Source organism: Klebsiella sp. RHBSTW-00215 (genome assembly GCF_014103785.1).
Lineage (GTDB): Bacteria > Pseudomonadota > Gammaproteobacteria > Enterobacterales > Enterobacteriaceae > Klebsiella.
Map to the genome: position 1 here is coordinate 670,061 of NZ_JABXQS010000001.1, position 24,608 is coordinate 694,668.

At 56.0% G+C, this 24,608-nt stretch carries 20 protein-coding genes; 13 read left to right on the forward strand and 7 right to left on the reverse strand.

Features of this window, described 5'->3' with window-relative positions:
• Window positions 1-35: 35 nt before the first annotated feature.
• Window positions 36-1,133, reverse strand: a complete 1,098-nt coding sequence (locus HV127_RS03255) for a glycerol dehydrogenase (protein ID WP_181484802.1) — start codon at window positions 1,131-1,133, stop codon at window positions 36-38.
• A 177-nt stretch (window positions 1,134-1,310) separates the two neighbouring features.
• On the reverse strand, window positions 1,311-1,514 hold the full coding sequence (locus HV127_RS03260; RefSeq protein ID WP_182234997.1) for a hypothetical protein: 204 nt from the start codon (window positions 1,512-1,514) through the stop codon (window positions 1,311-1,313).
• A 216-nt stretch (window positions 1,515-1,730) separates the two neighbouring features.
• Between HV127_RS03260 and dhaK the strand changes: the two genes are divergently transcribed.
• The 4 genes from dhaK (at window position 1,731) to HV127_RS03280 (ending at window position 6,585) form a co-directional block, all read left to right on the forward strand.
• Window positions 1,731-2,801, forward strand: a complete 1,071-nt coding sequence (gene dhaK / locus HV127_RS03265) for a dihydroxyacetone kinase subunit DhaK (protein WP_182234998.1) — start codon at window positions 1,731-1,733, stop codon at window positions 2,799-2,801.
• 10 nt (window positions 2,802-2,811) lie between these two features.
• Window positions 2,812-3,444: a dihydroxyacetone kinase subunit DhaL gene (gene dhaL / locus HV127_RS03270; protein WP_110272982.1), complete on the forward strand. Its 633-nt coding sequence runs from the start codon at window positions 2,812-2,814 to the stop codon at window positions 3,442-3,444.
• Window positions 3,445-3,454: 10 nt separating this feature from the next.
• Window positions 3,455-4,867, forward strand: a complete 1,413-nt coding sequence (dhaM, locus tag HV127_RS03275) for a dihydroxyacetone kinase phosphoryl donor subunit DhaM (RefSeq protein WP_182234999.1) — start codon at window positions 3,455-3,457, stop codon at window positions 4,865-4,867.
• Window positions 4,868-4,935: 68 nt separating this feature from the next.
• Window positions 4,936-6,585, forward strand: coding sequence for a glycerone kinase (locus HV127_RS03280; protein WP_182235000.1), 1,650 nt, complete (start codon window positions 4,936-4,938; stop codon window positions 6,583-6,585).
• 289 nt (window positions 6,586-6,874) lie between these two features.
• Here the strand turns inward: HV127_RS03280 and HV127_RS03285 are convergent, their stop codons facing one another.
• The gene (locus HV127_RS03285; protein ID WP_182235001.1) at window positions 6,875-7,648 is read right to left on the reverse strand and encodes a siderophore-interacting protein; all 774 of its coding nucleotides are present in this window, start codon (window positions 7,646-7,648) and stop codon (window positions 6,875-6,877) included.
• Between the two features lie 240 nt (window positions 7,649-7,888).
• On the opposite strand from HV127_RS03285, the gene HV127_RS03290 reads away from it, so the two are divergent.
• Together HV127_RS03290 and ygjG are read left to right on the forward strand one after the other, a co-directional pair.
• Window positions 7,889-8,440, forward strand: a complete 552-nt coding sequence (locus HV127_RS03290; protein ID WP_182235002.1) for a PadR family transcriptional regulator — start codon at window positions 7,889-7,891, stop codon at window positions 8,438-8,440.
• 240 nt (window positions 8,441-8,680) lie between these two features.
• Window positions 8,681-10,060: a putrescine aminotransferase gene (gene ygjG / locus HV127_RS03295; protein WP_182235003.1), complete on the forward strand. Its 1,380-nt coding sequence runs from the start codon at window positions 8,681-8,683 to the stop codon at window positions 10,058-10,060.
• A 171-nt stretch (window positions 10,061-10,231) separates the two neighbouring features.
• Here ygjG and HV127_RS03300 read toward each other — a convergent pair whose 3' ends face one another.
• Window positions 10,232-10,564, reverse strand: a complete 333-nt coding sequence (locus HV127_RS03300) for a tRNA-binding protein (protein WP_110272970.1) — start codon at window positions 10,562-10,564, stop codon at window positions 10,232-10,234.
• A gap of 219 nt (window positions 10,565-10,783) precedes the next feature.
• Between HV127_RS03300 and ebgR the strand changes: the two genes are divergently transcribed.
• The 7 genes from ebgR to ygjK all read left to right on the forward strand — a co-directional run bounded on the left by ebgR (window position 10,784) and on the right by ygjK (window position 22,241).
• Complete coding sequence (gene ebgR, locus HV127_RS03305) at window positions 10,784-11,767, forward strand: transcriptional regulator EbgR (protein WP_112213655.1); 984 nt, start codon at window positions 10,784-10,786, stop codon at window positions 11,765-11,767.
• Between the two features lie 274 nt (window positions 11,768-12,041).
• On the forward strand, window positions 12,042-15,134 hold the full coding sequence (gene ebgA, locus HV127_RS03310) for a beta-galactosidase subunit alpha (RefSeq protein ID WP_182235004.1): 3,093 nt from the start codon (window positions 12,042-12,044) through the stop codon (window positions 15,132-15,134).
• On the forward strand, window positions 15,131-15,580 hold the full coding sequence (locus HV127_RS03315) for a beta-galactosidase subunit beta (protein WP_182235005.1): 450 nt from the start codon (window positions 15,131-15,133) through the stop codon (window positions 15,578-15,580). Before ebgA ends, HV127_RS03315 begins: the two co-directional genes overlap by 4 nt.
• 93 nt (window positions 15,581-15,673) lie before the next feature.
• Window positions 15,674-17,107, forward strand: a complete 1,434-nt coding sequence (locus tag HV127_RS03320) for an amino acid permease (RefSeq protein WP_182235006.1) — start codon at window positions 15,674-15,676, stop codon at window positions 17,105-17,107.
• A gap of 225 nt (window positions 17,108-17,332) precedes the next feature.
• Window positions 17,333-18,766, forward strand: a complete 1,434-nt coding sequence (locus HV127_RS03325; RefSeq protein WP_110272965.1) for an amino acid permease — start codon at window positions 17,333-17,335, stop codon at window positions 18,764-18,766.
• 47 nt (window positions 18,767-18,813) lie between these two features.
• Window positions 18,814-19,872 carry a protein YgjJ gene (gene ygjJ / locus HV127_RS03330; protein WP_182235007.1) on the forward strand — a complete coding sequence of 353 codons (1,059 nt, stop codon included), beginning with the start codon at window positions 18,814-18,816 and terminating at the stop codon, window positions 19,870-19,872.
• A gap of 17 nt (window positions 19,873-19,889) precedes the next feature.
• On the forward strand, window positions 19,890-22,241 hold the full coding sequence (gene ygjK, locus HV127_RS03335) for an alpha-glucosidase (RefSeq protein ID WP_182235008.1): 2,352 nt from the start codon (window positions 19,890-19,892) through the stop codon (window positions 22,239-22,241).
• Between the two features lie 172 nt (window positions 22,242-22,413).
• Here ygjK and lsrG read toward each other — a convergent pair whose 3' ends face one another.
• Genes lsrG through lsrB form a run of 3 tightly spaced genes read right to left on the reverse strand, consistent with a single transcriptional unit; the run spans window position 22,414 to window position 24,607 of the window.
• Window positions 22,414-22,710: a (4S)-4-hydroxy-5-phosphonooxypentane-2,3-dione isomerase gene (gene lsrG, locus HV127_RS03340; RefSeq protein WP_182235009.1), complete on the reverse strand. Its 297-nt coding sequence runs from the start codon at window positions 22,708-22,710 to the stop codon at window positions 22,414-22,416.
• Complete coding sequence (gene lsrF / locus HV127_RS03345) at window positions 22,707-23,594, reverse strand: 3-hydroxy-5-phosphonooxypentane-2,4-dione thiolase (RefSeq protein ID WP_182235010.1); 888 nt, start codon at window positions 23,592-23,594, stop codon at window positions 22,707-22,709. Before lsrF ends, lsrG begins: the two co-directional genes overlap by 4 nt.
• An 11-nt stretch (window positions 23,595-23,605) precedes the next feature.
• Window positions 23,606-24,607, reverse strand: a complete 1,002-nt coding sequence (gene lsrB, locus HV127_RS03350; RefSeq protein WP_112213646.1) for an autoinducer 2 ABC transporter substrate-binding protein LsrB — start codon at window positions 24,605-24,607, stop codon at window positions 23,606-23,608.
• Window position 24,608 lies beyond the last annotated feature (1 nt).

The following is a 24,608-nucleotide window of genomic DNA, read 5'->3' on the forward strand; positions in this document are numbered from 1 at the left end:
GATATTTTAGCCAGGCCGGGCAAGCCGACGCTAAATTAACGCGCCAGCCACTGCTGCCCAAGCAGGTCAGCGGTCAGAATCGCCGCATGCACGCTCTGGGCGCTGACCGGGAACGGCATATTGTGGATGGTTTCGCCTTCAGCGCAGGTCGCTTTCGCTACCGCCTGAATTTTCTCATCTATACCCTCTTTCACGCCCATCTGCGCCAAAGTCACCGGCAGGCCAACTTTCTGGCAGAAGTTCAGCACGGTTTCGATCTCTTCCATTGGGCTGTTTTGCAGCACCAGCTGCGCCAGGGTGCCAAAAGCAACTTTTTCGCCGTGGTACAAATGATGGCACTCTTCGAGGATGGTGAAACCGTTGTGAATGGCGTGCGCCGCGGCCAGACCGCTGCTTTCAAAGCCGATACCGCTGAGGTAGGTATTCGCTTCAACAATGCGCTCCAGCGCATCGGTGACGACCCCGGCCTGAGCGGCGAGACGGGCTTTTTCCCCTTCCGCCAGCAGCGTATCATAGCACAGGCGCGCCAGGCTCAAGGCCGCCGCCGTAGACTGACCGCCCGCCATACTGGTGGCTCTGGAGTCATAGCAGGCCTTCGCTTCAAACCAGGTTGAAAGCGCATCACCCATCCCGGCCACCAGCAGACGTACCGGCGCTTTAGCGATAATTGCCGTATCCATCACCACCATATCCGGGTTTTTCGGGTAAATCAGGTACTCTTCAAACTCACCGGCTTCGGTGTAGATAACCGACAGCGCGCTGGTTGGCGCATCGGTGGAGGCAATCGTTGGGATCACCACCACCGGCAGCTTCTGGTAATAACCAATCGCTTTTGCCGTATCGAGCGTTTTCCCGCCGCCAATACCCACTACGCCGCGACAGCCGTGCTGTTTCAGAATGGCAATCAGGCGATTGATTTCAACATGGCTGCACTCACCGTTAAAGCGCTCAGCATGGCAGCTGATATTGTGGCTGTTCAGGCCATTCAACACTTTATCTCCCGCCAGCTTCATCACGAAGTCATCGGCAATCACGAAAAAGCTGTCCGCCAGGTTTTTAGCGTACTGACCAAACAGAGTGGAGGCATCTGGACCCTGGAGATATTTGGCTGGAGATTGAATAACTTTTAGCATTCCGTTCACCCTCAAATAAGTGCATGTTTTACATGATGAGCCCCGGCATTTCTTCTTCCAGCCTCGTATTAAGAGCGGGAACGAAAGCGCTACCTGAGCGATGCCATCACTGTAGGGCGAGCGGCGGGCAAAAAAATGTTTCGCATTTTTGTCCCGATATGAAACGGATAACAAAAATTATTGTTTCATATTGGAACGTAAATTCACATCAAACGCTGGGATTGCGATCCCGATCCGCTCGTTTGGCATAAAAACAGGTCTGAAACCGAATGACTGGTCGTGTTTTCCACCAGTACAGGCAGCAATAGCAGCAAAAACTATTTCTTTGCCAGCGCCTTCCGGGTATGTAAAGCGAGGTAGAAAAATAGCTTTGCGTCGCATTTTTCCATTTCCCTGATTAAAAATGTTTCATTAAGGAACATAAAATAACAATCGCGTTCCGTAATGAAACCCGTTTTATGACGATTTTTTTTTCCGCTAACTCAGCCAGAATCAATACATCGCCGGATATCGCATATCGTCAGGCGGTACCCCTACACGATGACCGCCTCCGTCAGCAGAGAGGCCGCATCGGCAACCTCCGACGGAGAATAAGCAATGAAAAAACTGATTAACCGTGTCGAAGATGTACTGAGTGAACAATTAGCTGGCCTGGCGAAAGCACACCCTGAACTCACGCTTCACCAGGACCCGGTCTACGTGACCCGTGCCGATGCCCCGGTCGCGGGAAAAGTGGCGCTGCTCTCCGGCGGCGGCAGCGGCCATGAGCCGATGCATTGCGGCTATATCGGCAAGGGGATGCTCTCCGGTGCCTGCCCGGGTGAGATTTTCACCTCCCCTACGCCGGATAAAATGTTCGAATGCGCCATGAACATCGACGGCGGCGAAGGCGTACTGCTGATTATCAAAAACTATACTGGCGACATTCTTAACTTCGAAACCGCCACCGAACTACTGCATGAAAGCGGTGTGAAGGTTACCACCGTCGTGATCGATGACGACGTGGCGGTAAAAGACAGCCTTTACACCGCCGGGCGTCGCGGGGTTGCCAATACCGTGCTGATTGAGAAACTGGTTGGCGCGGCGGCTGAACGCGGCGACTCTCTGCAAGACTGCGCCGAACTGGGACGTAGCCTCAACAACCTCGGTCACTCTATCGGTATCGCGCTCGGCGCCTGTACTGTCCCGGCCGCTGGGCAGCCCTCATTCGAATTACAGGATGACGAAATGGAGTTCGGCGTGGGTATTCACGGCGAACCGGGCATCGATCGCCGCCGCTTCACTTCCCTCGATCGCACCGTCGATGAAATGTTCGAAACCCTACTGGAGAACGGCACCTACAGCCGCACGCTGCGCCAGTGGGATAACGTCAAAGGCGCATGGCAGGACGTACCGCAGGCGAAAAAAGCACTGCAAAAAGGCGATCGCGTCATCGCCCTGGTCAACAACCTCGGCGCGACGCCGCTATCAGAACTGTACGGCGTCTACAGCCGCCTGGCGCAGCGCTGCGAGGAAACCGACATCGTTATCGAACGCAATCTTATCGGCAGCTACTGTACCTCTCTGGACATGGTGGGCTTTTCCATCACCCTGCTCAAAGCCGATGACGAGACGCTGGCATTATGGGACGCCCCGGTTCACACCCCGGCGCTAAACTGGGGAAAATAAGGAGCACGACATGTCATTAAGCAGAACGCAAATCGTAGACTGGCTCTATCGCTGCGGCGAAATCTTCACCAAAGAGAGTGATTTTTTAACCGGTCTGGACAGAGAAATTGGCGACGCCGACCACGGCCTGAATATGCATCGTGGTTTTAGCAAGGTGGTAGAAAAGCTGCCGTCCATTGCCGATAAAGACATTGGCTTCATTCTGAAGAACACCGGCATGACGCTGCTCTCCAACGTCGGCGGAGCCAGCGGCCCGCTATTCGGCACCTTCTTTATTCGCGCCGCCCAGGTGACCCAGGCCCATCAAAGCCTGACCCTGGATGAGCTTTATCAAACGATCCGTGAAGGTGCGGACGGCGTGGTCAATCGCGGCAAAGCGGAGCCGGGGGATAAAACCATGTGCGACGTCTGGCTGCCAGTGGCGGAATCATTGCGTCAGTCGAGCGAGCAGCACCTGTCGATACAAAGCGCGCTGGATGCCGCCTGCGAACAGGCACAAGCCGCCGTCCACGCCACGATCACTATGCAGGCCCGCAAAGGCCGCGCCAGCTACCTCGGCGAGCGCAGCATTGGACATCAGGATCCGGGAGCAACCTCGGTGATGTTTATGGTTCAGATGCTGGCAGCGGCAGCAAAAGAGTAAGGAAAACGCGATGGTAAACCTGGTTATTGTTTCTCATAGCGCCCAGTTGGGCGAAGGTGTCGGAGAACTGGCCCGGCAGATGTTAATGAACGACGGCTGTAAGCTGGCGATCGCCGCCGGGATTGACGATCCTACAAGCCCGATCGGCACCGATCCGATAAAGGTCATGGAAGCGATTGAATCCGTTGCCGACACCGATCATGTGCTGGTGATGATGGATATCGGCAGCGCCCTCCTCAGCGCCGAAACCGCGCTGGATCTACTCGATCCGGCGATTGCCGCGAAGGTTCGGCTATGTGCCGCACCGCTGGTCGAAGGCACCCTGGCAGCGACGGTCAGCGCCGCTGCCGGAGCCAATATCGATAAGGTGATCGAAGACGCCATGAATGCGCTGGAGGCAAAGCGCGTACAGCTGGGATTACCATCGCAACCGCAATCCTCTTCCACCGTCGCCGCGCTGACCGATGCGCGCTCCGTTTCGGTGGTCATTAAAAATCACAACGGCCTGCACGTTCGCCCGGCATCAAAGCTGGTCGCCGCGCTGACCGGGTTCAATGCCGAGCTGGTGCTGGAAAAAGAGGGGAAATGCGTGACCCCGGATAGCCTCAACCAAATCGCCCTGCTCCAGGTTCGCTGTAACGATACCTTACGGCTTCTGGCCCGCGGCCCGGACGCCGACGCCGCGCTGGCGGCATTTCAGGTACTGGCGGCAGACAACTTCGGCGAGCAAACGGGCGCATCGCCTGCGGTTCACCCCGCCACAGACGCTCGCGTACAGGGCCGCGTAGCGCGGTACCCGCAGCCGCATGCTGCGGTAGAGCGGGAAAATTGCGGCGATACTGGGCAGGAGCAACTGCGCCTGAAACGAGCCATCGACCAGACGCTGGAAGACCTTAGCGCGCTGACCACGCAGGCGGAAGAGAAGTATTGCGCCGATATCGCGGCAATCTTCTCCGGGCATCATACCCTGCTCGACGACCCTGATTTATTCGAATCCGCCTGCGATATTGTGCGCGATGAACAGTGTTGCGCTGAGTGGGCGTGGTATCAGGTGCTGGTCGATTTAAGCCAGCAATATCGCCATCTCGACGATGCCTACCTGCAAGCGCGCTATATTGATATTGAAGATATTTTGCATCGAACGCTGCGCCACCTTCAGGACCGCAGTGAGCCGTTGCCGCAATTTAGCGGGCCAACAATTCTCGTTGCCGACGATATCTTCCCCTCTACCGTGCTGCAGCTCGACGCCCGGCAGGTCAAGGGCATCTGCCTGCAGGCGGGCAGCGAACTTTCTCACGGCGCGATTATCGCCCGTCAGGCCGGTATCGCCATGCTTTGCCAGCAGGATGAAGCGCTGAACACGTTGCAAAACGGCGATACCGTCACGCTCGATATTCCCGGCAAACGCATTATTCGCGGGTAGCTTGCCACCCACCTTTTCGCTGCCGGGGGCCAGTCCTCCGGCTTTTTGCTCAATATCCAGGATCCGTTATGTCTCAATTCTTTTTTAATCAGCGCGCCAACCTCGTCAACGAAGTGATTGAAGGGACCATTATCGCCAGCCCGTGGAACAATCTGGCCCGGCTGGAGAGCGATCCCGCCATTCGCGTGGTGGTGCGCCGCGATCTCGACAAAAATAACGTCGCGGTGATCTCCGGCGGCGGTTCCGGTCACGAACCGGCACATGCGGGGTTTGTTGGTAAAGGGATGCTGACCGCTGCCGTCTGCGGCGATCTATTTGCTTCGCCGAGCGTCGATGCGGTACTGACTGCCATTCAGGCGGTGACCGGCGAAGCGGGCTGCCTGCTGATCGTGAAGAACTATACCGGCGATCGCCTGAACTTCGGCCTTGCGGCGGAGAAAGCGCGTCGCCTGGGCTATAACGTTGAAATGCTGATCGTCGGAGATGATATTTCGCTGCCGGATAACAAACATCCGCGCGGCATCGCCGGGACGATCCTGGTGCATAAAGTGGCGGGTTACTTTGCCGAACGCGGTCATAATCTGGCAACCGTGCTGCGTGAGGCGCAGTATGCCGCCAACCATACCGTCAGCCTTGGCCTGGCGCTCTCCAGCTGCCATCTGCCGCAGGATGCGGAATCGACGCCGCGCCATCATCCCGACCAGGCCGAACTGGGGATGGGGATCCACGGCGAACCGGGCGCTTCGGTTATCGCTACCCAGAACAGCGCGGAAATCGTAGGCCTGATGGTTGAGAAACTCACCGCCGCCCTGCCGGAAACTGGCCGCCTGGCGGTGATGATCAACAACCTCGGCGGCGTGTCGATTGCCGAAATGGCGATTCTGACCCGTGAGCTGGCGAATACTCCGCTGCGCCAGCGTATCGACTGGCTGATTGGCCCGGCCTCGCTGGTGACCGCGCTGGATATGAAAGGCTTCTCCCTCACCGCCATCGTGCTGGAGGAAAGCATCGAGAAAGCGCTGCTTTCTGCGGTAGAAACCGCAGGCTGGCAGATGCCGGTGCAGCCGCGTGAAATCAACGTGATGCCGTCATCGCTGCGCAGCACTCGCGTAGAGTTTGAGCCTTCACAGAATAGCGTGGTTGCGGGTTATGTCGAGCAGGTGACCGGGACGCTGTCCGATCTGGAAGCAGACCTCAACGCGCTGGATGCCAAAGTCGGCGACGGCGATACCGGCTCCACTTTCGCCGCCGGGGCGCGCGACATCGCCGATTTATTACAGCGCCAGCAGCTGCCGCTGGATAACCTCGCCACGCTATTTGCCTTAATTGGCGAGCGCCTGACCGTCGTGATGGGTGGCTCCAGCGGCGTGCTGATGTCGATTTTCTTCACCGCCGCCGGGCAGAAGCTGGAGCAGGGAGCGAACGTCGCCGAAGCGCTGAACGCCGGTCTGGCGCAGATGAAATTTTACGGCGGCGCGGATGAAGGCGACCGTACCATGATCGACGCCCTGCAACCGGCATTGACAGCGCTGCTGGCGGAACCGGCGAATCTGCAGGCAGCTTTCGCGGCGGCGCAGGCGGGCGCAGATCGTACCCTTCACGCCAGCAAAGCCAACGCCGGGCGCGCGTCGTATCTGAACAGCGATAGCCTGCGCGGCAATATGGACCCCGGCGCCCACGCGGTGGCAATGGTATTTAAAGCGCTGGCGCAGCGTTAATTTCCCGGACATCTCCCCTGCTCGCGCTGCGCTTAGCAGGGCTACAGGTTCACAGCCGACTGCGGGCCGGTAGCCCGGACAGATGCGCAGCATCGCCTCCGGGAAATTCTGCCTCTCTGCATTCTTCTCCCGGGGGCGGCGCAAAGCGCCTGCCCGGGCTACAGGTTCACCGGCGTCTGCGAGACGGTAGCCCGGACAGATGCGCAGCATCGCCTCCGGGAAAACCACCGCGCAATTCTCTTTCGTAGCCCGGGTAAGGCGTCAGCCGCAACCCGGGTTTTCTCCGCGCTTACTTACTGTGCCAATAGGCCTGAGAACGCACCAGCTGCGGGTCAATCTCTTCACCTTCAAAGCGCGCCAGCAGCGATTTCACCACCGCCCCTTCCCCGGTCACCCAGATAAAATAGTCTTCCGCCGGAACCACCACCTGCGCCAGGCGCTCAGCCACGGCAGATGAGTTATGCCCCACTACCCACTCAATATTAAAGCCGTTGAGATCCGCCAGATAATCTTTGTAAGACTCATCGCCAATGGTCACAATCGCCGTCACCTGCGGACGCGTCGGGAGCAGCTGTAACCCTAACAGACGGCGGCGCAGCGCGGGCATTCCGGACTCATCGGTGACGTACAACTGCCAGGCGTAATCCTCCGGCACCACCAGCGAACCACGCGGACCGCCGATCACCAGCTTATCGCCAACTTTCGCCGCCAGCGCCCAGCTGCTGGCGATACCGCCATCGTGAATAAAGAAGTCGTACGCCAGCTCATTACGTTCAGCATCGTACAACGGCGTATAGTCGCGGGTCGCCGGGCGCACGCCCTCACCCCAGTTAATGCCTTCATCCGTCACCTCTGGCGGGGTGAACGCAGATCCCGCTTCGGGGAAAAAGAGCTTGGTATGGTCGTCAAACCCCTGGGAAACAAAGCCATTCAGCGCCTCTCCACCCAGCACGATGCGCTGGAAAGCGCGACCGATACGCTCGATGCGCAGCACGGTTAACTCACGAAAACGCAGCTCGTTACGCACGCGTTGCGGATATTTAGGTTGATTTGTCGTTGTCATTTTCAGTCGCCTTCGTGAACAGTAAATAGATATATCTAAAAATCTTGCAAATGATAATGATTGCCATTAAAAAAGAATGCAAGCATTTTTTGATATAAGCATAACAAAACGCCACAAAAGTCAAAAAATCAAAACAAACCCTTAAATATCAATATTATAAAAAATAAATAAATTTCATGGTTGCCATAAAATATTTTTTAGATATAAATTAGATATATCAAAACGACACAGGAACAAAACATGAGACATCATCACGAAGAAGGACGTGGGCCACGTGGACGCCACGGTGAACATAGCGAACATGGCCGCAGAGGCGGAGGTGGCGGACGCCGTCAGCGCTTCTTTGGTCACGGCGAGTTGCGTCTGGTTATTCTGGATATCCTCACCCGCAACGCCAGCCACGGTTACGAGCTAATCAAAGAGATTGAAACCCTGACCCAGGGTAACTACAGCCCGAGTCCCGGCGTTATCTATCCGACGCTCGACCTCCTCCAGGATCAGGGGCTGATCAGCGTTGCCGACGAGAACGGGCGCAAAAAAATCGCTATTACCGCCGAGGGCAGCCAGCTGCATGCTGAAAACCAGGAACATCTGGAGCATATCCAGGCCAGGCTACAGGCCCGCATGGTGGGCTGTGAACTGCGTAAAAACCCGCAGATGAAGCGCGCCCTGGAAAACTTCAAAGCGGTACTGGATTTAAGAGTTAATCAGCAGGAAATTACCGAAGCGCAATTGAAGCAAATTATCGGCGTGATTGACCGCGCGGCAATGGAGATTTCCCAGCTCGACTAACCTTCTGCCCCACAGCAGGGCAGCCTGCACCGCCGCAAAGCATGCGGCGGAAGCCCTTTCCTGCATCGTTTTGCGCCTTCAGGAGTAAAACATGCCAATAATATCGCCGTGAGATTAAATTTTGCACAATCACCATTTCACGTTGCGTTTATCCCGATTTTCCTGGCCCGAGCCGAAGTGGCGTAATCCCTGCAATACTTAATTCAGTATCATGTGATACGCCCCGTCCAGGAGCTCATTTTGAACAGGTTACCTTCCAGCGCATCGGCTCTGGCCTGCAGCGCACACGCACTGAATCTCATTGAAAAGCGAACGCTCGATCATGAGGAGATGAAATCACTTAATCAGGAGGTCAGGGAATACTTTAAAGAGCATGTGAATCCAGGGTTTTTAGCGTATCGAAAATCAGTCACTGCTGGCGGGGATTACGGGGCCGTAGAGTGGCAAGCGGGAGGGTTGAATACGCTTGTCGACACTCAGGGACAGGAGTTTATTGACTGCCTGGGTGGGTTTGGGATTTTTAATGTAGGGCACCGTAATCCAGTTGTCGTTTCCGCCGTCGAGAATCAGCTCGCTAAACAACCTCTTCATAGCCAGGAACTGCTGGACCCGCTGCGGGCCATGCTGGCAAAAACGCTGGCGGCCTTAACGCCCGGCAAACTGAAATACAGCTTCTTTAGCAATAGCGGTACCGAATCAGTCGAAGCGGCGCTAAAGCTAGCGAAAGCTTACCAGTCTCCGCGGGGCAAGTTTACCTTCGTCGCCACCAGCGGCGCGTTTCACGGTAAATCACTGGGCGCGCTCTCGGCCACTGCTAAATCCACCTTCCGTAAGCCGTTTATGCCGCTGTTGCCAGGGTTTCGCCATGTGCCGTTTGGCGATATTAACGCCATGCGTACGCTGCTTAGCGAGTGTAAGAAAACCGGCGATGACGTTGCGGCGGTGATCCTTGAGCCAATTCAGGGCGAAGGCGGGGTCATTCTGCCGCCGCCGGGCTATCTGCCTGCGGTTCGCAAGCTGTGCGACGAGTTTGGCGCACTGCTGATCCTCGATGAAGTGCAGACCGGGATGGGCCGCACCGGCAAGATGTTTGCCTGCGAGCATGAAAACGTCCAGCCAGATATTCTGTGCCTTGCCAAAGCGCTGGGCGGCGGCGTGATGCCAATTGGCGCAACGATCGCCACCGAAGAGGTGTTCTCGGTGCTGTTCGACAATCCGTTCCTGCACACCACCACCTTTGGCGGTAATCCGCTGGCCTGCGCGGCGGCTCTGGCGACCATCAACGTGCTGCTGACGCAAAACCTGCCCGCGCAGGCGGAGCAGAAAGGCGACATCCTGCTGGACGGCTTCCGTCAACTGGCCCGCGAGTATCCGGATCTGGTGAATGAAGTACGTGGTAAAGGCATGCTGATGGCAATTGAGTTTGTTGATAACGAAATCGGTTATGACTTTGCCAGCGAGATGTTCCGCCAGCGGGTGCTGGTGGCCGGAACGCTAAATAACGCGAGGACGATTCGCATCGAGCCGCCGCTGACGCTGACGCTGGAACAGTGTGAGCAGGTGCTGAAAGCGGCCCGTCTGGCGCTGGCAGCATTGCGGGTTTCCGTGGAAGAGGCTTAGCGACTTCCCCTCTCCCGTTCAGGGAGAGGGGAAGGCTGATGACAAATCTGATTTCGCTATTGTGCTAGCGTTTTTGCCGGGTGGCGGCTAACGCCTTACCCGGCCTACAATGCTCGAGGCCGTCGTCGGCCCGTGCAAGCGAAACGCCACCGGGCAATCCCAGAAAGATTGCTATACCACCCGCACGCCAGCAGGCATCAGCCTCTCAGGTGTGAGCAACACACTTTCGCTGCCATCATCAGTTTCCGCGCACAGCAGCATGCACTCCGATGTTTCCCCACGCATTTTCGCTTTCGCCAGATTACACAGCACCACCACGGTTTTCCCCAGCAGCTCTTCTTCGCTGTAGTACGGCACCAGGCTGGTCACCGTCTGCAACGTGCGCTCACCGACATCAATCTGGGCAATGTACAGCTTGTCGGCATTCGCATGGCGTTGGACTGCCACTATCTTGCCGGTGCGCATTTCCAGTTTGGCAAAATCATCATAAACCACCGTTTCCATCTTTTACCTCCCAAGTAAAATTTTAGTAAAAGATAACAAATATCGTCAACGCTTCCGCATAATATTGACAGGAGTGTTAGATCTATCACGATTTACATCAGAGAAAACGCTGTGCTGATGATGAATAATACGGCGGAAATTTACTGAAAAGAGATGCAGGAGCCCGCGCTTGCTTTACAATGGTTTGCGTCGATGGGGCAACGTCAGATAAGGGAAAAAATGGCTACACTAAAAGATATCGCGACCGAAGCGGGCGTCTCGCTGGCGACGGTTTCACGGGTATTAAACGACGACCCCACCCTGAACGTAAAAGAAGAGACCAAGCACCGCATCCTGGAGATTGCGGAGAAGCTGGAATATAAAAGTACCAGTTCGCGTAAGACTCAGACTCATACCGTGGGGCACCACCATATCCTGGCGATCTACAGCTATCAGCAGGATCTGGAAATTAACGATCCTTACTATCTGGCAATTCGCCATGGTATTGAAACGCAATGCGAAAAGCTTGGTATTGAGCTGACTAACTGCTACTTCAATAACGCTCTGCCCGAGCTAAAAAAAGTGACCGGTGTATTGATTGTCGGCCAGCCTTCACGCGCTATTCGTGACGCCGCCACCGCGTTAACTGACAATATCTGCTTTATCGATTTCCATGAGCCAGGCAGCAGCTATGATGCCGTGGATATCGATCTGGTGCGTATTGCCAAAGAGGTGATCGACTTTTTTATCGCTCAGGGCGCGTCGCGCATTGGGTTTATTGGCGGTCAGGATGAGCCCGGCAAGGCTGATATCCGCGAAGTGGCATTCGTCGAGTACGGTCGCCTGAAGGGCGTAGTGTCGGAAGATGATATCTGGCGCGGCGGCTTTTCCAGCTCCTCCGGCTATGAACTGGCGAAAATGATGCTGGCGAAAGCGGATTTCCCCGCCGCGCTGTTCGTCGCCTCGGACTCCATCGCCATCGGCGTATTACGCGCTATTCATGAGCGTGGACTGTCTATTCCGCAAGATATTTCGCTTATCAGCGTTAACGATATCCCCACCGCACGCTTTACCTTCCCGCCGCTCTCCACGGTGCGCATTCACTCTGAAATGATGGGTAGCCAGGGCGTTAACCTGTTGGTTGAAAAAGCCCGCGATGGTCGTGCGCTACCGCTTAACGTATTCGTTCCCAGCGTACTTAAGCTACGCGGCACCACCCGTTAATCCCGTTTCTGACGCTAAATCCTCTGCGCTCGGCTCCCGGGGGCGGCGCTTCACGCGCCTTGCCCGGGCTACGGGTTCACCGCCGTCTGCAAAACGGTAGCCCGGACAGATGCGCAGCATCGCCTCCGGGAATGTCCCCTTCCCGACGCCCACCCCAGGCGCCCGGTAACGCTCATTTTGTGATCGAGTTAAAGTAAATCGCCTCCGGTGGTTTTATTTAGTAAAAGTTTTACTAAAATAAACCATATCCATTTAGTCCGTTCAGGGAGGCGATATGAATCGCTGGGAAAATCTTCAACTCACTCATGAAAACAGGCTGCCGCCGCGGGCCTATTTCTTCTCTTACGATTCGCAGGCCCAGGCGCGCACCTTCGCCCGTGAAGCCAGCAGCCGCTTTTTGTCCCTCAGCGGACAATGGAACTTCCGCTTCTTCACCAACCCGCTGCTGGTACCGGAAGCGTTCACCTCGCAATACCTCAGCGACTGGGGGCCGATTACCGTGCCGGGAATGTGGCAGATGGAAGGCCACGGCCAGCTGCAATATACCGATGAAGGTTTTCCCTTCCCGATTGACGTACCGTACGTTCCGACCGATAACCCGACCGGCGCCTATCAGCGTATCTTTACCCTCAGCGACGGCTGGCAGGATCAGCAGACCATTATTAAATTTGATGGCGTCGAAACCTATTTCGAAGTCTACGTTAACGGTCAGTACATTGGTTTTAGTAAAGGCAGCCGCCTGACGGCAGAGTTCGATATCAGTCACGCGGTGGCAACCGGCGACAACCTGCTGTGTGTGCGCGTGATGCAGTGGGCCGACTCCACCTATATCGAAGACCAGGATATGTGGTGGTCGGCGGGTATTTTCCGCGACGTCTATCTTGTAGGGAAAAATCCGCTGCATGTGCAGGATTTCACCCTGCGTACCGACTTTAACGACGACTATATTGACGCTACCCTCTCCTGCCAGCTGGTACTGGAAAACCTCGCCGCCCAGGCGGGTGAAGTCACACTGGAATATGCGCTGTTCGACGGTGAAAAAGCGCTGTATGAAGGCGCAACCCAGCGCCTGACCGTCAACCAGCAGCTGAACGTCGATTTTGCTATCGATGTGAAAGCGCCGCAGCAGTGGTCAGCAGAAAACCCGTACCTCTATCACCTGGTGATGACGTTGAAAAACGCCGCCGGGGAGATTATCGAAGTTATCCCTCAGCGCGTTGGTTTTCGCGATATCAAAGTGCGCGATGGCCTGTTCTATATCAACAACCGCTACGTGATGCTGCACGGTGTTAACCGCCACGATAACGACCATCTTAAAGGCCGCGCCGTGGGAATGGACCGCGTGGAGAAAGATCTGCTGCTGATGAAGCAGCACAATATTAACTCGGTGCGTACCGCCCACTACCCGAACGACCCGCGCTTCTATGAGATGTGCGACATTTACGGCCTGTTCGTGATGGCGGAAACCGATGTCGAATCCCACGGTTTCGCCAACGTCGGCAACCTGAGCGCCATCACCGACGACCCGGCATGGGAGCACGTTTACGTCGAGCGTATCGTGCGCCACGTTCACGCGCAGAAAAACCATCCGTCCATCATCATCTGGTCGCTGGGCAACGAGTCCGGCTATGGCTGCAACATCCGCGCGATGTACCACGCCAGCAAAGCGCTGGATGATACGCGTCTGGTGCACTACGAAGAGGATCGCGACGCCGAAGTGGTGGATATCATCTCCACCATGTATACCCGCGTACCGCTGATGAACGAATTTGGTGAGCATCCGCATGAAAAACCACGCATTATCTGCGAATACGCCCATGCGATGGGCAACGGCCCCGGCGGGCTGAGCGAATATCAGAACGTGTTCTATCAGCACGACAGCATTCAGGGCCACTACGTGTGGGAGTGGTGCGATCACGGTATCCAAGCCACCGATGACAACGGCGCGGTGTGGTACAAATTCGGCGGCGACTACGGCGACTATCCTAATAACTATAACTTCTGTCTCGACGGGCTGATTTTCTCCGATCAGACCCCAGGGCCGGGGCTCAGAGAGTACAAACAGGTTATCGCACCGGTAAAAGTCCAGGCGACCGACATCACCCGGGGCGAGCTGCGCGTCGATAATAAGCTCTGGTTCTCCACGCTGGATGACTACACTCTGCGCGTTGAAGTGCGTGCCGAAGGGTCAACGCTGGCGACCCAACAGCTTAAGGTTCAGGGGCTTGCGGCAAACAGCAGTCGCGATATCAAAATCGACCTGCCGGCGCTCGACGATCGCGAAACCTTCGTCAACATCATGGTGACCAAAGATTCCCGTACGCCGTACAGCGAAGCCAACCACCCAATCGCCGTCTACCACTTCCAGCTTAAAGAGCAGACCGCAGCCAAAACACCGCTCATCAACGCCAGCGCCACCCCGCTGCACATTGCCGATGAACGCCTGAGCTACAGCATCACCGGGCACAACTTCCGCGTGGTGTTCTCGAAAGTCAGCGGCAAGCTCAGCGAATGGCAGGTGAACGGCATCGACCAGGTGACCCGCGAGCCGAAGATTAACTTCTTCAAACCGATGATTGATAACCATAAGCAGGAATACGAAGGGCTGTGGCAGCCAAATCATCTGCAAATTATGCAGGAGCATCTGCGTGAATTCAGCGCCGAGCAGCGCGGTGAAACGGTGATTATCACCACCCGCAGCATCATCGCCCCGCCGGTTTTCGATTTCGGCATGCGCTGTACCTATCGCTGGCAGGTCACTCCGCAGGGCCATATCAACGTTGAGCTTGAAGGCGAACGCTACGGTGATTACCCGCATATCGTACCGTGCATCGGCTTTATGCTCGGCATTAACGGTCAGTTTGAGCAGGTCAATTATTATGGTCGCGGGCCGGGCGAAAACTACGCCGACAGCCAGCAAAGCAACATCATTGACGTCTGGCGCACCACCGTCGACGACATGTTCGTGAACTACCCGTTCCCGCAGAATAACGGCAACCGCCAGCATGTGCGCTGGGCCTCTTTTACCGACCGCCACGGCAGCGGCCTGATGGTGGTGCCGCGTAACCCGCTCAACGTCAGCGCCTGGCACTATACGGCTGAGAATTTGCATGCCGCGCAGCACTGCAACGAACTGCGCCGCAGCGATGACATCACCCTGAATATCGACGCCCAACTGCTCGGACTGGGCTCTAACTCCTGGGGCAGCGAGGTGCTGGATAGCTGGCGCGTCTGGCTCAAACCGTTCAACTACGGCTTCACGTTGCTGCCGCTGGAAGGCGGATGCGCTTCCTCGCAGAGGCTGGCGAATCATAACTTTGACGCCGGTTTCTTTTCCTCCGATTCACACAGCGAGGCTGAAAAATGAGAATTCTCGATAATTTAGAACAGTTTAAGCAGGTCTATCACAGCGGACGTAAATGGCAACGCTGCGTGGAAGCCATCAATAACATCGACAATATTCGGCCCGGCGTCGCTCACTCCATCGGCGATTCGCTCTCCTATCGTGTGGAAAGCAATAGCACCACCGATGCGCTTTTTGTCGGTAATCGCCGCTATTTTGAAGTGCACTATTATCTGCAAGGTCAGCAAAAAATAGAGTTTGCCGCCAAAGAGCAGCTCCAGACCGTCGCCTGCTACCGTGATGAAACCGACCGCGAATATCTGAAAGGCCTTGGTGAAACCGTCCAGGTCCATGAAGGACAAATGGTGATTTGCGATACCGACGAAGCTTACCGTTTTATCTGCGATTCACCGGTCAAAAAAGTGGTGCTCAAAGTAACGATTGAAGATGGCTACTTTCTGAATAAGTAAGCCTACGTTAAGCAACAAGAGGCCAGCGGGTGCGCCCGCTGGCCGTCCCGGTTCCAGCCCCAAATCCGGGCCAGCTAAATTTTCGGAGGACTTATGTCCGAATCAATACGTGCCAAAATAGGTAAATTCGCCTTGCTGTCGATGGCGTTTACCGCCGTGTTTAACGTGCGTAATATCGTTAATAACAACATAGAGTTAGGACTGAGTTCCGCTCCTATCTTCTTGTTCGCCACGGTGGTTTACTTTATCCCGTTTGTGTTTATCATCGCCGAGTTCGTCTCAGCGAATAAAAATTCCGAGTCAGGCATGTACGCCTGGCTGAAACAGCCTTTAGGCACCCGCGCGGCCTATCTGGGTTCGTTCCTGTACTGGTTTGTGAACCTGTTCTTTTTCCTGTCGCTGCTGCCGAACGTGGTGGCCTACGCGTCGTACGCGATTATGGGTTACGCCATTCCCTTCTCGCCGATGGTCACTTCACTGATCTCTATCGTCCTGTTCGCCATGGCGACCCATATCTCCACCAAAGGCGCGACGTGGCTGGGGAAAATTTCCGAATGCGTGGCATATGGCGTCTTCGCGTTGTTTGCGATTTACGTCGTCGGCGCCTTCACCGCACTGGGTTCGGGTCACGTGCCAGCGCAGCCGATTACGCTGCACGCCATGGCCCCTACCATTAACTGGGCAACGCTGGGCATCATGTGCTGGATTTTCCAGGCCGCGGGCGGTGCTGAAACCGTTGCCGCCTACCTGAACGACACCAAAGGCGGGCAGAAATCGTTTATTAAAGTGATCATCACCGCCGGAGTGCTGATTGGCGGTATGTATGCGCTGGGTTCACTGCTGGTAAACGTCTTTGTGGCGCGCGAAGATCTGACCTACGCGGCGGGGATGGTGGAAATCTTCACCGGCCTTGGCGCTTACTTCCATATTTCTGAAGCGCTGATGGGCCGCTTCGTCGGCATCATTCTGTTTATCGCCATCTTCGGCAGCATGATGATGTGGACCGCCGCACCGGTAAAAATTCACTTCTCTGAAATTCCTGCGGGCATCTATGGCAAAAAAACCACCGAGCTGAACGCTCACGGCGTGCCGGTACGCGCCGCCTGGTGGCAGTTTGTCTTCGTCCTGCTGATGCTTATCGTCAACGGCTTCGGCTCCGCCAGCGTCCAGCAGATGATGAATACCGCCATCAACCTGACCGCGGGCACCGCCATGCTGCCGCCGCTGTTCATTATGGCTGCCTACTTTGTTTTCCGCTGGAAACACGACGACACGCCGCGCGACTTCCGCATGGGGTCAAGAAAGGTCGGGATGGGCGTGGTGTCGATGCTGATGGTGATTTTCCTGGTCAGCATGACCGCCTCCGCCTTCCCGCCGGGCGTCGACCTGGTAAACGCCTTCTTCATTAACGTCTTTATGACCGCGGTCTTCTCCGGTCTCGCGTGGTGGTGGATAACCCGCTTTGAGAAAAAACAGCAGAAAAGCCAACAGACGGCGCTGAAAGGCGCAGTAAATCCGGCGAAATAGGCACCCGACTTCCCGCCTGCACCCTATCAGCAGGCGGGATTTTTTTTACCTGTTGAGATGACGTCCCGCCAACCATTTTCGTGATCGAGTTAAAGCAATTCAGTTTTACCGCTTTTATTTACTAAAATTTTTACTAAATTAACCATAATACTTAACTGCCTCTACCCTACAAACAACACAATCCCCTTCGGCCACTCTCTGAGGGATAATGTGTGGAGATGTGTTATGTCTGATACCAAACGTAATACCATCGGCAAGTTCGGTCTGCTGTCGCTGACCTTCGCCGCCGTCTTCAGTTTTAACAACGTTATCAATAACAATATTGAGCTGGGGCTGGCGTCGGCACCGATGTTTTTCCTCGCCACCCTGTTCTACTTCATCCCTTTCTGCCTGATTATTGCCGAATTCGTTTCGCTGAATAAAAACTCCGAGGCGGGCGTTTACGCCTGGGTGAAAAGCTCGCTGGGCGGGCGCTGGGCGTTTATTACCGCCTACACCTACTGGTTTGTGAATCTGTTCTTTTTCACCTCGCTGCTGCCGCGCGTGATTGCCTACGCCTCTTACGCTTTTCTCGGCTACGAGTACATTCTGACACCTGTCGCCACCACGGTGCTGAGCATGGCGCTGTTCGCTTTATCCACCTGGGTTTCCACCAACGGCGCAAAAATGTTGGGGCCGATTACCTCGGTCACGTCATCGTTGATGCTACTGCTGACGCTCTCCTACATTCTGCTCTCAGGCAGCGCGCTGGTGGGCGGTATTCAACCTGCGGATCCCATTACCGTGGATGCGATGATCCCCAACTTCAACTGGGCGTTTCTTGGCATCACCACCTGGATTTTTATGGCGGCTGGCGGCGCAGAATCCGTCGCGGTGTATGTTAACGACGTCAAAGGCGGATCAAAGTCATTCGTTAAAGTCATCATTATGGCGGGAATAGTGATTGGCGTGCTGTACTCGATTTCCTCGGTGCTGATTAACGTGTTTATCAGCAGCAAAGAGCTGAAATTCACCGGCGGCTCGGTACAGGTCTTCCATGGCATGGCGGTATATTTTGGCCTACCGGAACTGCTGGTTAACCGTTTTGTCGGCCTGGTCTCCTTCACTGCGATGTTCGGTTCATTATTAATGTGGACCGCGACGCCGGTAAAAATCTTTTTCTCCGAAATCCCGGCCGGGATATTTGGCAAAAAGACCGTCGAGCTCAATCAGAATGGCGTACCGGCGCGCGCGGCGTGGATTCAGTTCCTGATTGTTATTCCGCTGATGATTATCCCGATGATGGGCTCCAATACGGTGCAGGATTTAATGAACACCATCATCAACATGACCGCTGCCGCCTCGATGCTGCCGCCGCTGTTTATTATGCTGGCCTACCTTAACCTGCGCCGCAAGCTCGACCATTTGCCGCGCGATTTCAAGATGGGCTCGCGCACCACCGGCATCGCGGTGGTTTCCATGTTGATTGTTATTTTCGCCATCGGCTTCGTTGCTTCAACGTTCCCAACCGGCGGCAATATTCTGACGATTATTTTCTATAACGTCGGCGGGATCGTTATCTTCCTCGGATTTGCATGGTGGAAATACAGCAAATACGTGAAGGGATTAACTCAGGAAGAAAAAAGAATTGAAGCGGCACCGGCCTCTGATGCTTCTTAATAAGACTTTTTCTTAAAAATTAAAACTCACTACCTCTTAATCACTCTATGAAAAATAATAACTACTTTTACGGGGCGCTTGCCGCCCTGGCTTTTTGCGCCCCGACAATGGCTGCTGACGTTGCTCATCCGGCAGAACATGATGATATGAAGACGCCAGACATCAGCACCACGTCATATCGGTTTTACGGCGAGCTGGGCGTCGGCGGATATATGGATTTAGAAGGCGAGGATAAACACAAATATAGCGATGGCACCTATATTGAAGGCGGGCTGGAAATAAAGCACGGCAACTGGTTCGGCTTAATTTATGGCGAAGGCTGGACGGTGCAGGCCGATAACCAGGGCAACGCCTGGGTACCGGACCATAGCTGGGGCGGATTTGAAGGCGGTATTAACCGCTTCTATGGTGGATATAAAACCGATAACAGTACCGAGATCATGCTCAGCCTGCGCCAGGACTCATCGCTCGATGACCTGCAATGGTGGGGCGATTTCACCCCCGACCTCGGCTACGTGATCCCCAACACGCGCGACATTATGTACGCGCTCAAGGTGCAAAACCTGGCAGGCGACTTTCGCTATAGCGTGACCGCCACGCCCGCCGGGCATCACGATGAAGGCAAAGCCTGGCTGCATTTCGGCAAATACGACCGTTACGACGATAAATACACCTATCCGGCGATGGTCAACGGCTATATTCAGTACGATATCGCCAAAGATGTCACCTGGATGAACGGTCTGGAAGTGACCGACGGCACCGGACAGCTGTTTTTAACCGGTATTCTCTCCCCCAATCTCGCCGCTCGCGCCTGGCACCACACCGGTCGCGCCAAAGGGCGGAACGTCCCAGGGACCGAAACCGGCTTTATGGCCAGCGCCATGTATGAGGCGCTCAAGGGCGTTTATCTCTCCACCGCGTACAGCTACGCCAAACATCGCCCGGATAACGCCGCCGAGGAAACCACCTCATTTATGCAGTTCGGGATCTGGTATGAATACGGCGGCGGGCGTTTTGCTACCGCAGCAGACAGCCGGTTCTACATGAAAAACGCCTCTGGCGATCCGAGCGACCAGGTTTTCCTGATGCAATATTTCTATTGGTAACAAGGGACAGACATACCATGAAAATAATCACCACTCTCACGCCGCTGGCCTGCGCGCTGCTGCTCAGTTTTTCCGCCCATGCGCTGACCGCTGATGAGTTTAAAAACGTCATCAACCGTAGCGGCGCACCACAATCTATGCAGGATTTTGATTACGATGACCACCAGCGCTTCAACCCGTTTTTCGATCTTGGCGCATGGCATGGACACCTGCTGCCGGACGGCCCTGCCACTATGGGCGGCTTTCCTGGACCTGCGCTACTGACCGAGGAGTACATCAACTTTATGGCGACCAATTTCGATCGCCTGACGGTGTACCAGAACGATAAAAAGGTCGCCTTCACGATGCAGGCCTGGAGCCTGCCCGGCGCGCTGGTACAAAAGCTCTCAGCCCCCGGTGTGCAGGTTGAAATGACGCTGCGCTTCGCCAGCGCGCACACCTCTTTGCTGGAAACTAAAATAACCAGCAACACGCCGCTTAAGCTAGTCTGGAACGGCGAACTGCTGGAGAAACTGGCCGCGAAAGAGGGTAAACCGCTGGCGGGTAAAACCATTGATGAAGCCTTCCCGGACTATCAGCGCCGCCTGAGCGCCACTCACGATGGTCTGACGGTGAGCTTTGGCAAAGTCCGTTCCGCCTCCGATTTAATGACCTCCGGCGAATCGCAGTATCAGGTGCATCGCTCCCTGCCGACGGTAACCAAAATCGACGGGCATCGTTTCACCAGCAGCGCACAGATAAATGGCTCAACGACAATCTACACCACCTACTCGCACCTGCTAACCGCCGAACAGGTGCGTCTTGAGAAGGCACAAATCCGCGATATTCTGGCGCGCCCGGCCCACTACCTGAGCGCCTCCGAACAGCGCTGGAACGGCTATCTGCAAAAGGGGCTGACCAACCCTGACGCCACCGCAGAACAAACCCGGGTAGCGGTGAAAGCCATCGAAACCCTGAACGGCAACTGGCGCGCCCCCGGCGGTGCGGTGCAGCACAATACCGTCACGCCGTCGGTGACCGGACGCTGGTTCTCCGGTAACCAGACCTGGCCGTGGGATACCTGGAAACAGGCCTACGCCATGGCCCACTTCAACCCGGAGATCGCCAAAGAGAATATTCGCGCCGTCTTCTCCTGGCAGATCGCCGCCAATGACAAGGTTCGCCCACAGGATGCCGGGTTCGTTCCGGATCTGATCGCCTGGAACCTGAGCCCGGAGCGCGGCGGCGACGGCAGCAACTGGAACGAACGCAATACCAAGCCGAGCCTGGCCGCCTGGTCGGTGATGGAGGTCTATAACGTCACCAAAGATAAAGCCTGGCTGGAGGAGATGTATCCAAAGCTGGTGGCCTATCATGACTGGTGGCTGCGCAACCGCGACCACAACGGCAACGGCGTGCCGGAGTACGGTGCGACCCGCGATAAAGCGCACAATACTGCCAGCGGCGAGATGCTGTTTACCGTGAAAAAGGGTGATAAAGAAGAGGTACTCTCCGGCCTCAAAACCTACGAGCAAGTGACGGCGAAGGGCGATTACGACAGCCTGGAGATCCCGGCGCAGGTGGCCGCCTCCTGGGAGTCCGGGCGCGATGACGCGGCGGTGTTCGGCTTTATCGATAAAGAGCAGTTGGATAGATACATCGCCAACGGCGGGAAACGCAGCGACTGGACGGTGAAATTCGCTGAAAACCGGGATCAGAGCGGTAACCTGCTCGGCTATTCGCTGTTGCAGGAGTCGGTCGATCAGGCCAGCTATATGTACAGCGATAACCACTACCTGGCTGAGATGGCGGCCCTCCTCGGCAAGCCGGAAGAGGCGAAACGCTACCAGGCGCTGGCGAAAAAGCTCGCCGATTACATCAACACCTGCATGTTCGACCCGCAGACAAAATTCTATTACGACATTCGTATTGAGGAGCAGCCGCTGGCGAACGGCTGCGCCGGTAAGCCGATCGTCGAGCGCGGCAAAGGCCCGGAGGGCTGGTCGCCGCTGTTTAACGGCGCGGCGACTCAGGCGCATGCCGACGAGGTGATTTCGGTGATGCTGGATAATAAAGAGTTCAACACCTTTGTACCGCTGGGCACCGCCGCATTAACCAATCCGGCGTTTGGCGCAGATATTTACTGGCGCGGTCGCGTGTGGGTGGATCAGTTCTGGTTCGGCCTGAAAGGGATGGAACGCTACGGCCATCGAGAAGAGGCGCTGAACCTGGCGGACGCCTTCTTCAGGCACGCCAAAGGGTTAACCTCCGACGGCCCGATTCAGGAGAACTACAATCCGCTGACCGGCGCGCAGCAGGGAGCACCGAACTTCTCCTGGAGCGCTGCGCATTTGTATATGTTGTATAACGAGTTTTTCCGCCAGCCGTAGCGTTTTCCCCTCACCCTAACCCTCTCCCCGCCGGGGAGAGGGAACCGTTCGGCGCCGCTTTTTATCCACTGCTCCGACCCGCTTTTCTCCCTCTCCCCACACCCTATTTAACCGACGGCTCCGCTTTTCTCCCTCTCCCCTGTGGGGAGAGGGCCGGGGTGAGGGGCCAGTTTCACACCGCCGGCAGCAGGCCGATAAAGCTGCGTTTCTGCCGCGGCTGCGACATCATCTCCTCCAGCTTCGCCACGCAGGCCAGATAGTGCGGAGTTTTCTTGTGCGCCAGCACCGCCTCGTCGTCTTTATAGGCTTCGTAAATAAAAAAGCGCGTCTTCACCTCCGGGTCCTGCAATACGTCAAAGCGCAGATTGCCCGGCTCCAGCAATGCTCCTTCGTGGTTAGCGCGGAACACCTCAAGAAACTCATCGACCCGCTCCGGTTTGATATTAATTTCCACCAGCGTCACGTTCATTTCAGCTCTCCCTGTTTTTCCTCCTGCCAGAACTGATACGCCTCGCGGGCGCTCAGATTCTCGTGCACCACTTTTTTCACTGCTTTGAGCATCGCGCTCGGCGCGCTGGACTGGAAGATATTGCGCCCCATATCCACGCCGGATGCGCCCTGATCTATCGCCCGCCAGCACATCTCCAGCGCTTCCAGCTCCGGCAGCTTTTTCCCTCCGGCGATAACGATCGGCACCGGGCAGCTGGCGGTCACTTTTTCAAAGCCTTCCTCAACAAAATAGGTTTTCACAAACTGCGCGCCCATCTCGGCGGCAATACGGCTGGCCAGCGAGAAGTATCGGGCGTCGCGGGTCATCTCTTTACCCACGCCGGTTACCGCCAGCACCGGCATCCCGTAGCGGTTCCCGGCATCCACCAGCTTGATGATATTGCTGATCGACTGATGCTCGTGCTCGCTGCCGATATAGACCTGCGCCGCTACCGCGCAGACGTTGAGGCGCAGCGCGTCCTCCATCGCCACCGCCACGCATTCGTTAGAGAGTTCGCTTAAAATCGAGTTACCGCCCGAGGCGCGCAGCACCACCGGCTTATTCGTCGCCGCAGGCACCTGACTGCGCAGCACGCCGCGGGTACACATCAGCACATCGGTTTCTTCAAACAGCGGCGCGATAGAGAGGTCGATACGCTCCAGCCCGGTGGTCGGCCCCTGAAAATAGCCGTGATCGAACGCCAGCATTACCGTGCGGTTGCTCTGCGGGTTAAAAATGCGCGCCAGCCGCGACTGCATCCCCCACTCCAGCGAACCACAGCCCTTCAGCGTATAGAGCGTGTTCTGCTGCGGACGGTCTAAGCCGAAGTTTTTTCCCTCTTTGATATCGTCTAAATCAGCCATCTCATCCTCCATCAGAAATCGTAGTTATTGATATTCTCTTTGGTGAACACCACCCGCTCCGGCAGCAGCACGATGCCGTTGCCTTTCGCTTCATACTGGTAGCCCTGTACGCTATTTGGCTCGACTTTCAGAGTGCCGAGATCTTTCACATCAACGCTGTCGCCAACGTTAAGATCGCCCTTTTTCAACAGACGATCGGCGACGTTAACCGCGATCTTGCCCTGCTGCACCACGTCCCACAGGCCAAAAGCTTTGACCGTGCCGCGTTCCACATAGGGGCGCATCACATTCGGAGTACTAAAACCGACGATCGCCACGCCCTGGCGCTTAAGGTTCTCCGCCGCCTGCGCCGCCGCCGGGAGCGCGTTGGCATCAGGAGCGATAATGGCGTCGAGATCCGGATACGCTTTTAAGATCCCCTCGGCGGTTTGCAGTGATTTCGTGGCATCGTTATAGCCAAACTGGGTGGTCACCACTTCCCACTGCGGATGCTCTTTTTCGATTTTGGCTTTCGCCTCTTTTACCCACTGGTTCTGGTCGGTGACCGTTGGGCTGGAGTAGAAAAACGCCACTTTGGCGGTGGGTTTCGTCACCTGTTTTTCCGCCATCTCCACCAGCAGGCCACCGAGCTGCTGCGGCGTGCCCTGGTTGATGTAGATGCTGCGGCACTCCGGTTTAGTGTCGGAGTCCCAGGTCAGGACCTTGACCCCACGCTGCATCGCCCGCTTCAGCGCCGGGCACAGGCCGTCCGGCGATACCGCAGAGACGATGATCGCGTTATAGCCCTGGTTGACGAAGTTGTTGATCAGCTGCACCTGGCCGGAAACACTCGGTTCGGTCGGGCCGTCGTAGGTAACGTCCACGCCAAGCGCTTTGCCCGCCTCTTTCGCACCGTTGCCGCCGCTGGTAAAGAAGCCGACGCCAACCAGCTTAGGAATAAAGGCGATGCGGTCTGCCGCCTGAGCGGTTGCCACGCTTAACGCCACTGCCAGCACCATCAGTTTTAATTTCATT

Excerpts from the sequence above, each read along its gene's own strand:
- HV127_RS03285 (WP_182235001.1), bottom strand. The coding sequence starts at position 7,648 with ATGACAACGACAAATCAACCTAAATATCCGCAACGCGTGCGTAACGAG.
- HV127_RS03315 (WP_182235005.1), top strand. The coding sequence starts at position 15,131 with ATGAGAATTCTCGATAATTTAGAACAGTTTAAGCAGGTCTATCACAGC.
- ebgA (WP_182235004.1), top strand. The coding sequence starts at position 12,042 with ATGAATCGCTGGGAAAATCTTCAACTCACTCATGAAAACAGGCTGCCG.
- HV127_RS03320 (WP_182235006.1), top strand. The coding sequence starts at position 15,674 with ATGTCCGAATCAATACGTGCCAAAATAGGTAAATTCGCCTTGCTGTCG.
- HV127_RS03290 (WP_182235002.1), top strand. The coding sequence starts at position 7,889 with ATGAGACATCATCACGAAGAAGGACGTGGGCCACGTGGACGCCACGGT.
- dhaK (WP_182234998.1), top strand. The coding sequence starts at position 1,731 with ATGAAAAAACTGATTAACCGTGTCGAAGATGTACTGAGTGAACAATTA.
- dhaL (WP_110272982.1), top strand. The coding sequence starts at position 2,812 with ATGTCATTAAGCAGAACGCAAATCGTAGACTGGCTCTATCGCTGCGGC.
- dhaM (WP_182234999.1), top strand. The coding sequence starts at position 3,455 with ATGGTAAACCTGGTTATTGTTTCTCATAGCGCCCAGTTGGGCGAAGGT.
- HV127_RS03260 (WP_182234997.1), bottom strand. The coding sequence starts at position 1,514 with ATGCGACGCAAAGCTATTTTTCTACCTCGCTTTACATACCCGGAAGGC.
- lsrB (WP_112213646.1), bottom strand. The coding sequence starts at position 24,607 with ATGAAATTAAAACTGATGGTGCTGGCAGTGGCGTTAAGCGTGGCAACC.
- lsrG (WP_182235009.1), bottom strand. The coding sequence starts at position 22,710 with ATGAACGTGACGCTGGTGGAAATTAATATCAAACCGGAGCGGGTCGAT.
- HV127_RS03300 (WP_110272970.1), bottom strand. The coding sequence starts at position 10,564 with ATGGAAACGGTGGTTTATGATGATTTTGCCAAACTGGAAATGCGCACC.
- HV127_RS03280 (WP_182235000.1), top strand. The coding sequence starts at position 4,936 with ATGTCTCAATTCTTTTTTAATCAGCGCGCCAACCTCGTCAACGAAGTG.
- HV127_RS03255 (WP_181484802.1), bottom strand. The coding sequence starts at position 1,133 with ATGCTAAAAGTTATTCAATCTCCAGCCAAATATCTCCAGGGTCCAGAT.
- HV127_RS03325 (WP_110272965.1), top strand. The coding sequence starts at position 17,333 with ATGTCTGATACCAAACGTAATACCATCGGCAAGTTCGGTCTGCTGTCG.
- ygjK (WP_182235008.1), top strand. The coding sequence starts at position 19,890 with ATGAAAATAATCACCACTCTCACGCCGCTGGCCTGCGCGCTGCTGCTC.
- lsrF (WP_182235010.1), bottom strand. The coding sequence starts at position 23,594 with ATGGCTGATTTAGACGATATCAAAGAGGGAAAAAACTTCGGCTTAGAC.
- ebgR (WP_112213655.1), top strand. The coding sequence starts at position 10,784 with ATGGCTACACTAAAAGATATCGCGACCGAAGCGGGCGTCTCGCTGGCG.
- ygjJ (WP_182235007.1), top strand. The coding sequence starts at position 18,814 with ATGAAAAATAATAACTACTTTTACGGGGCGCTTGCCGCCCTGGCTTTT.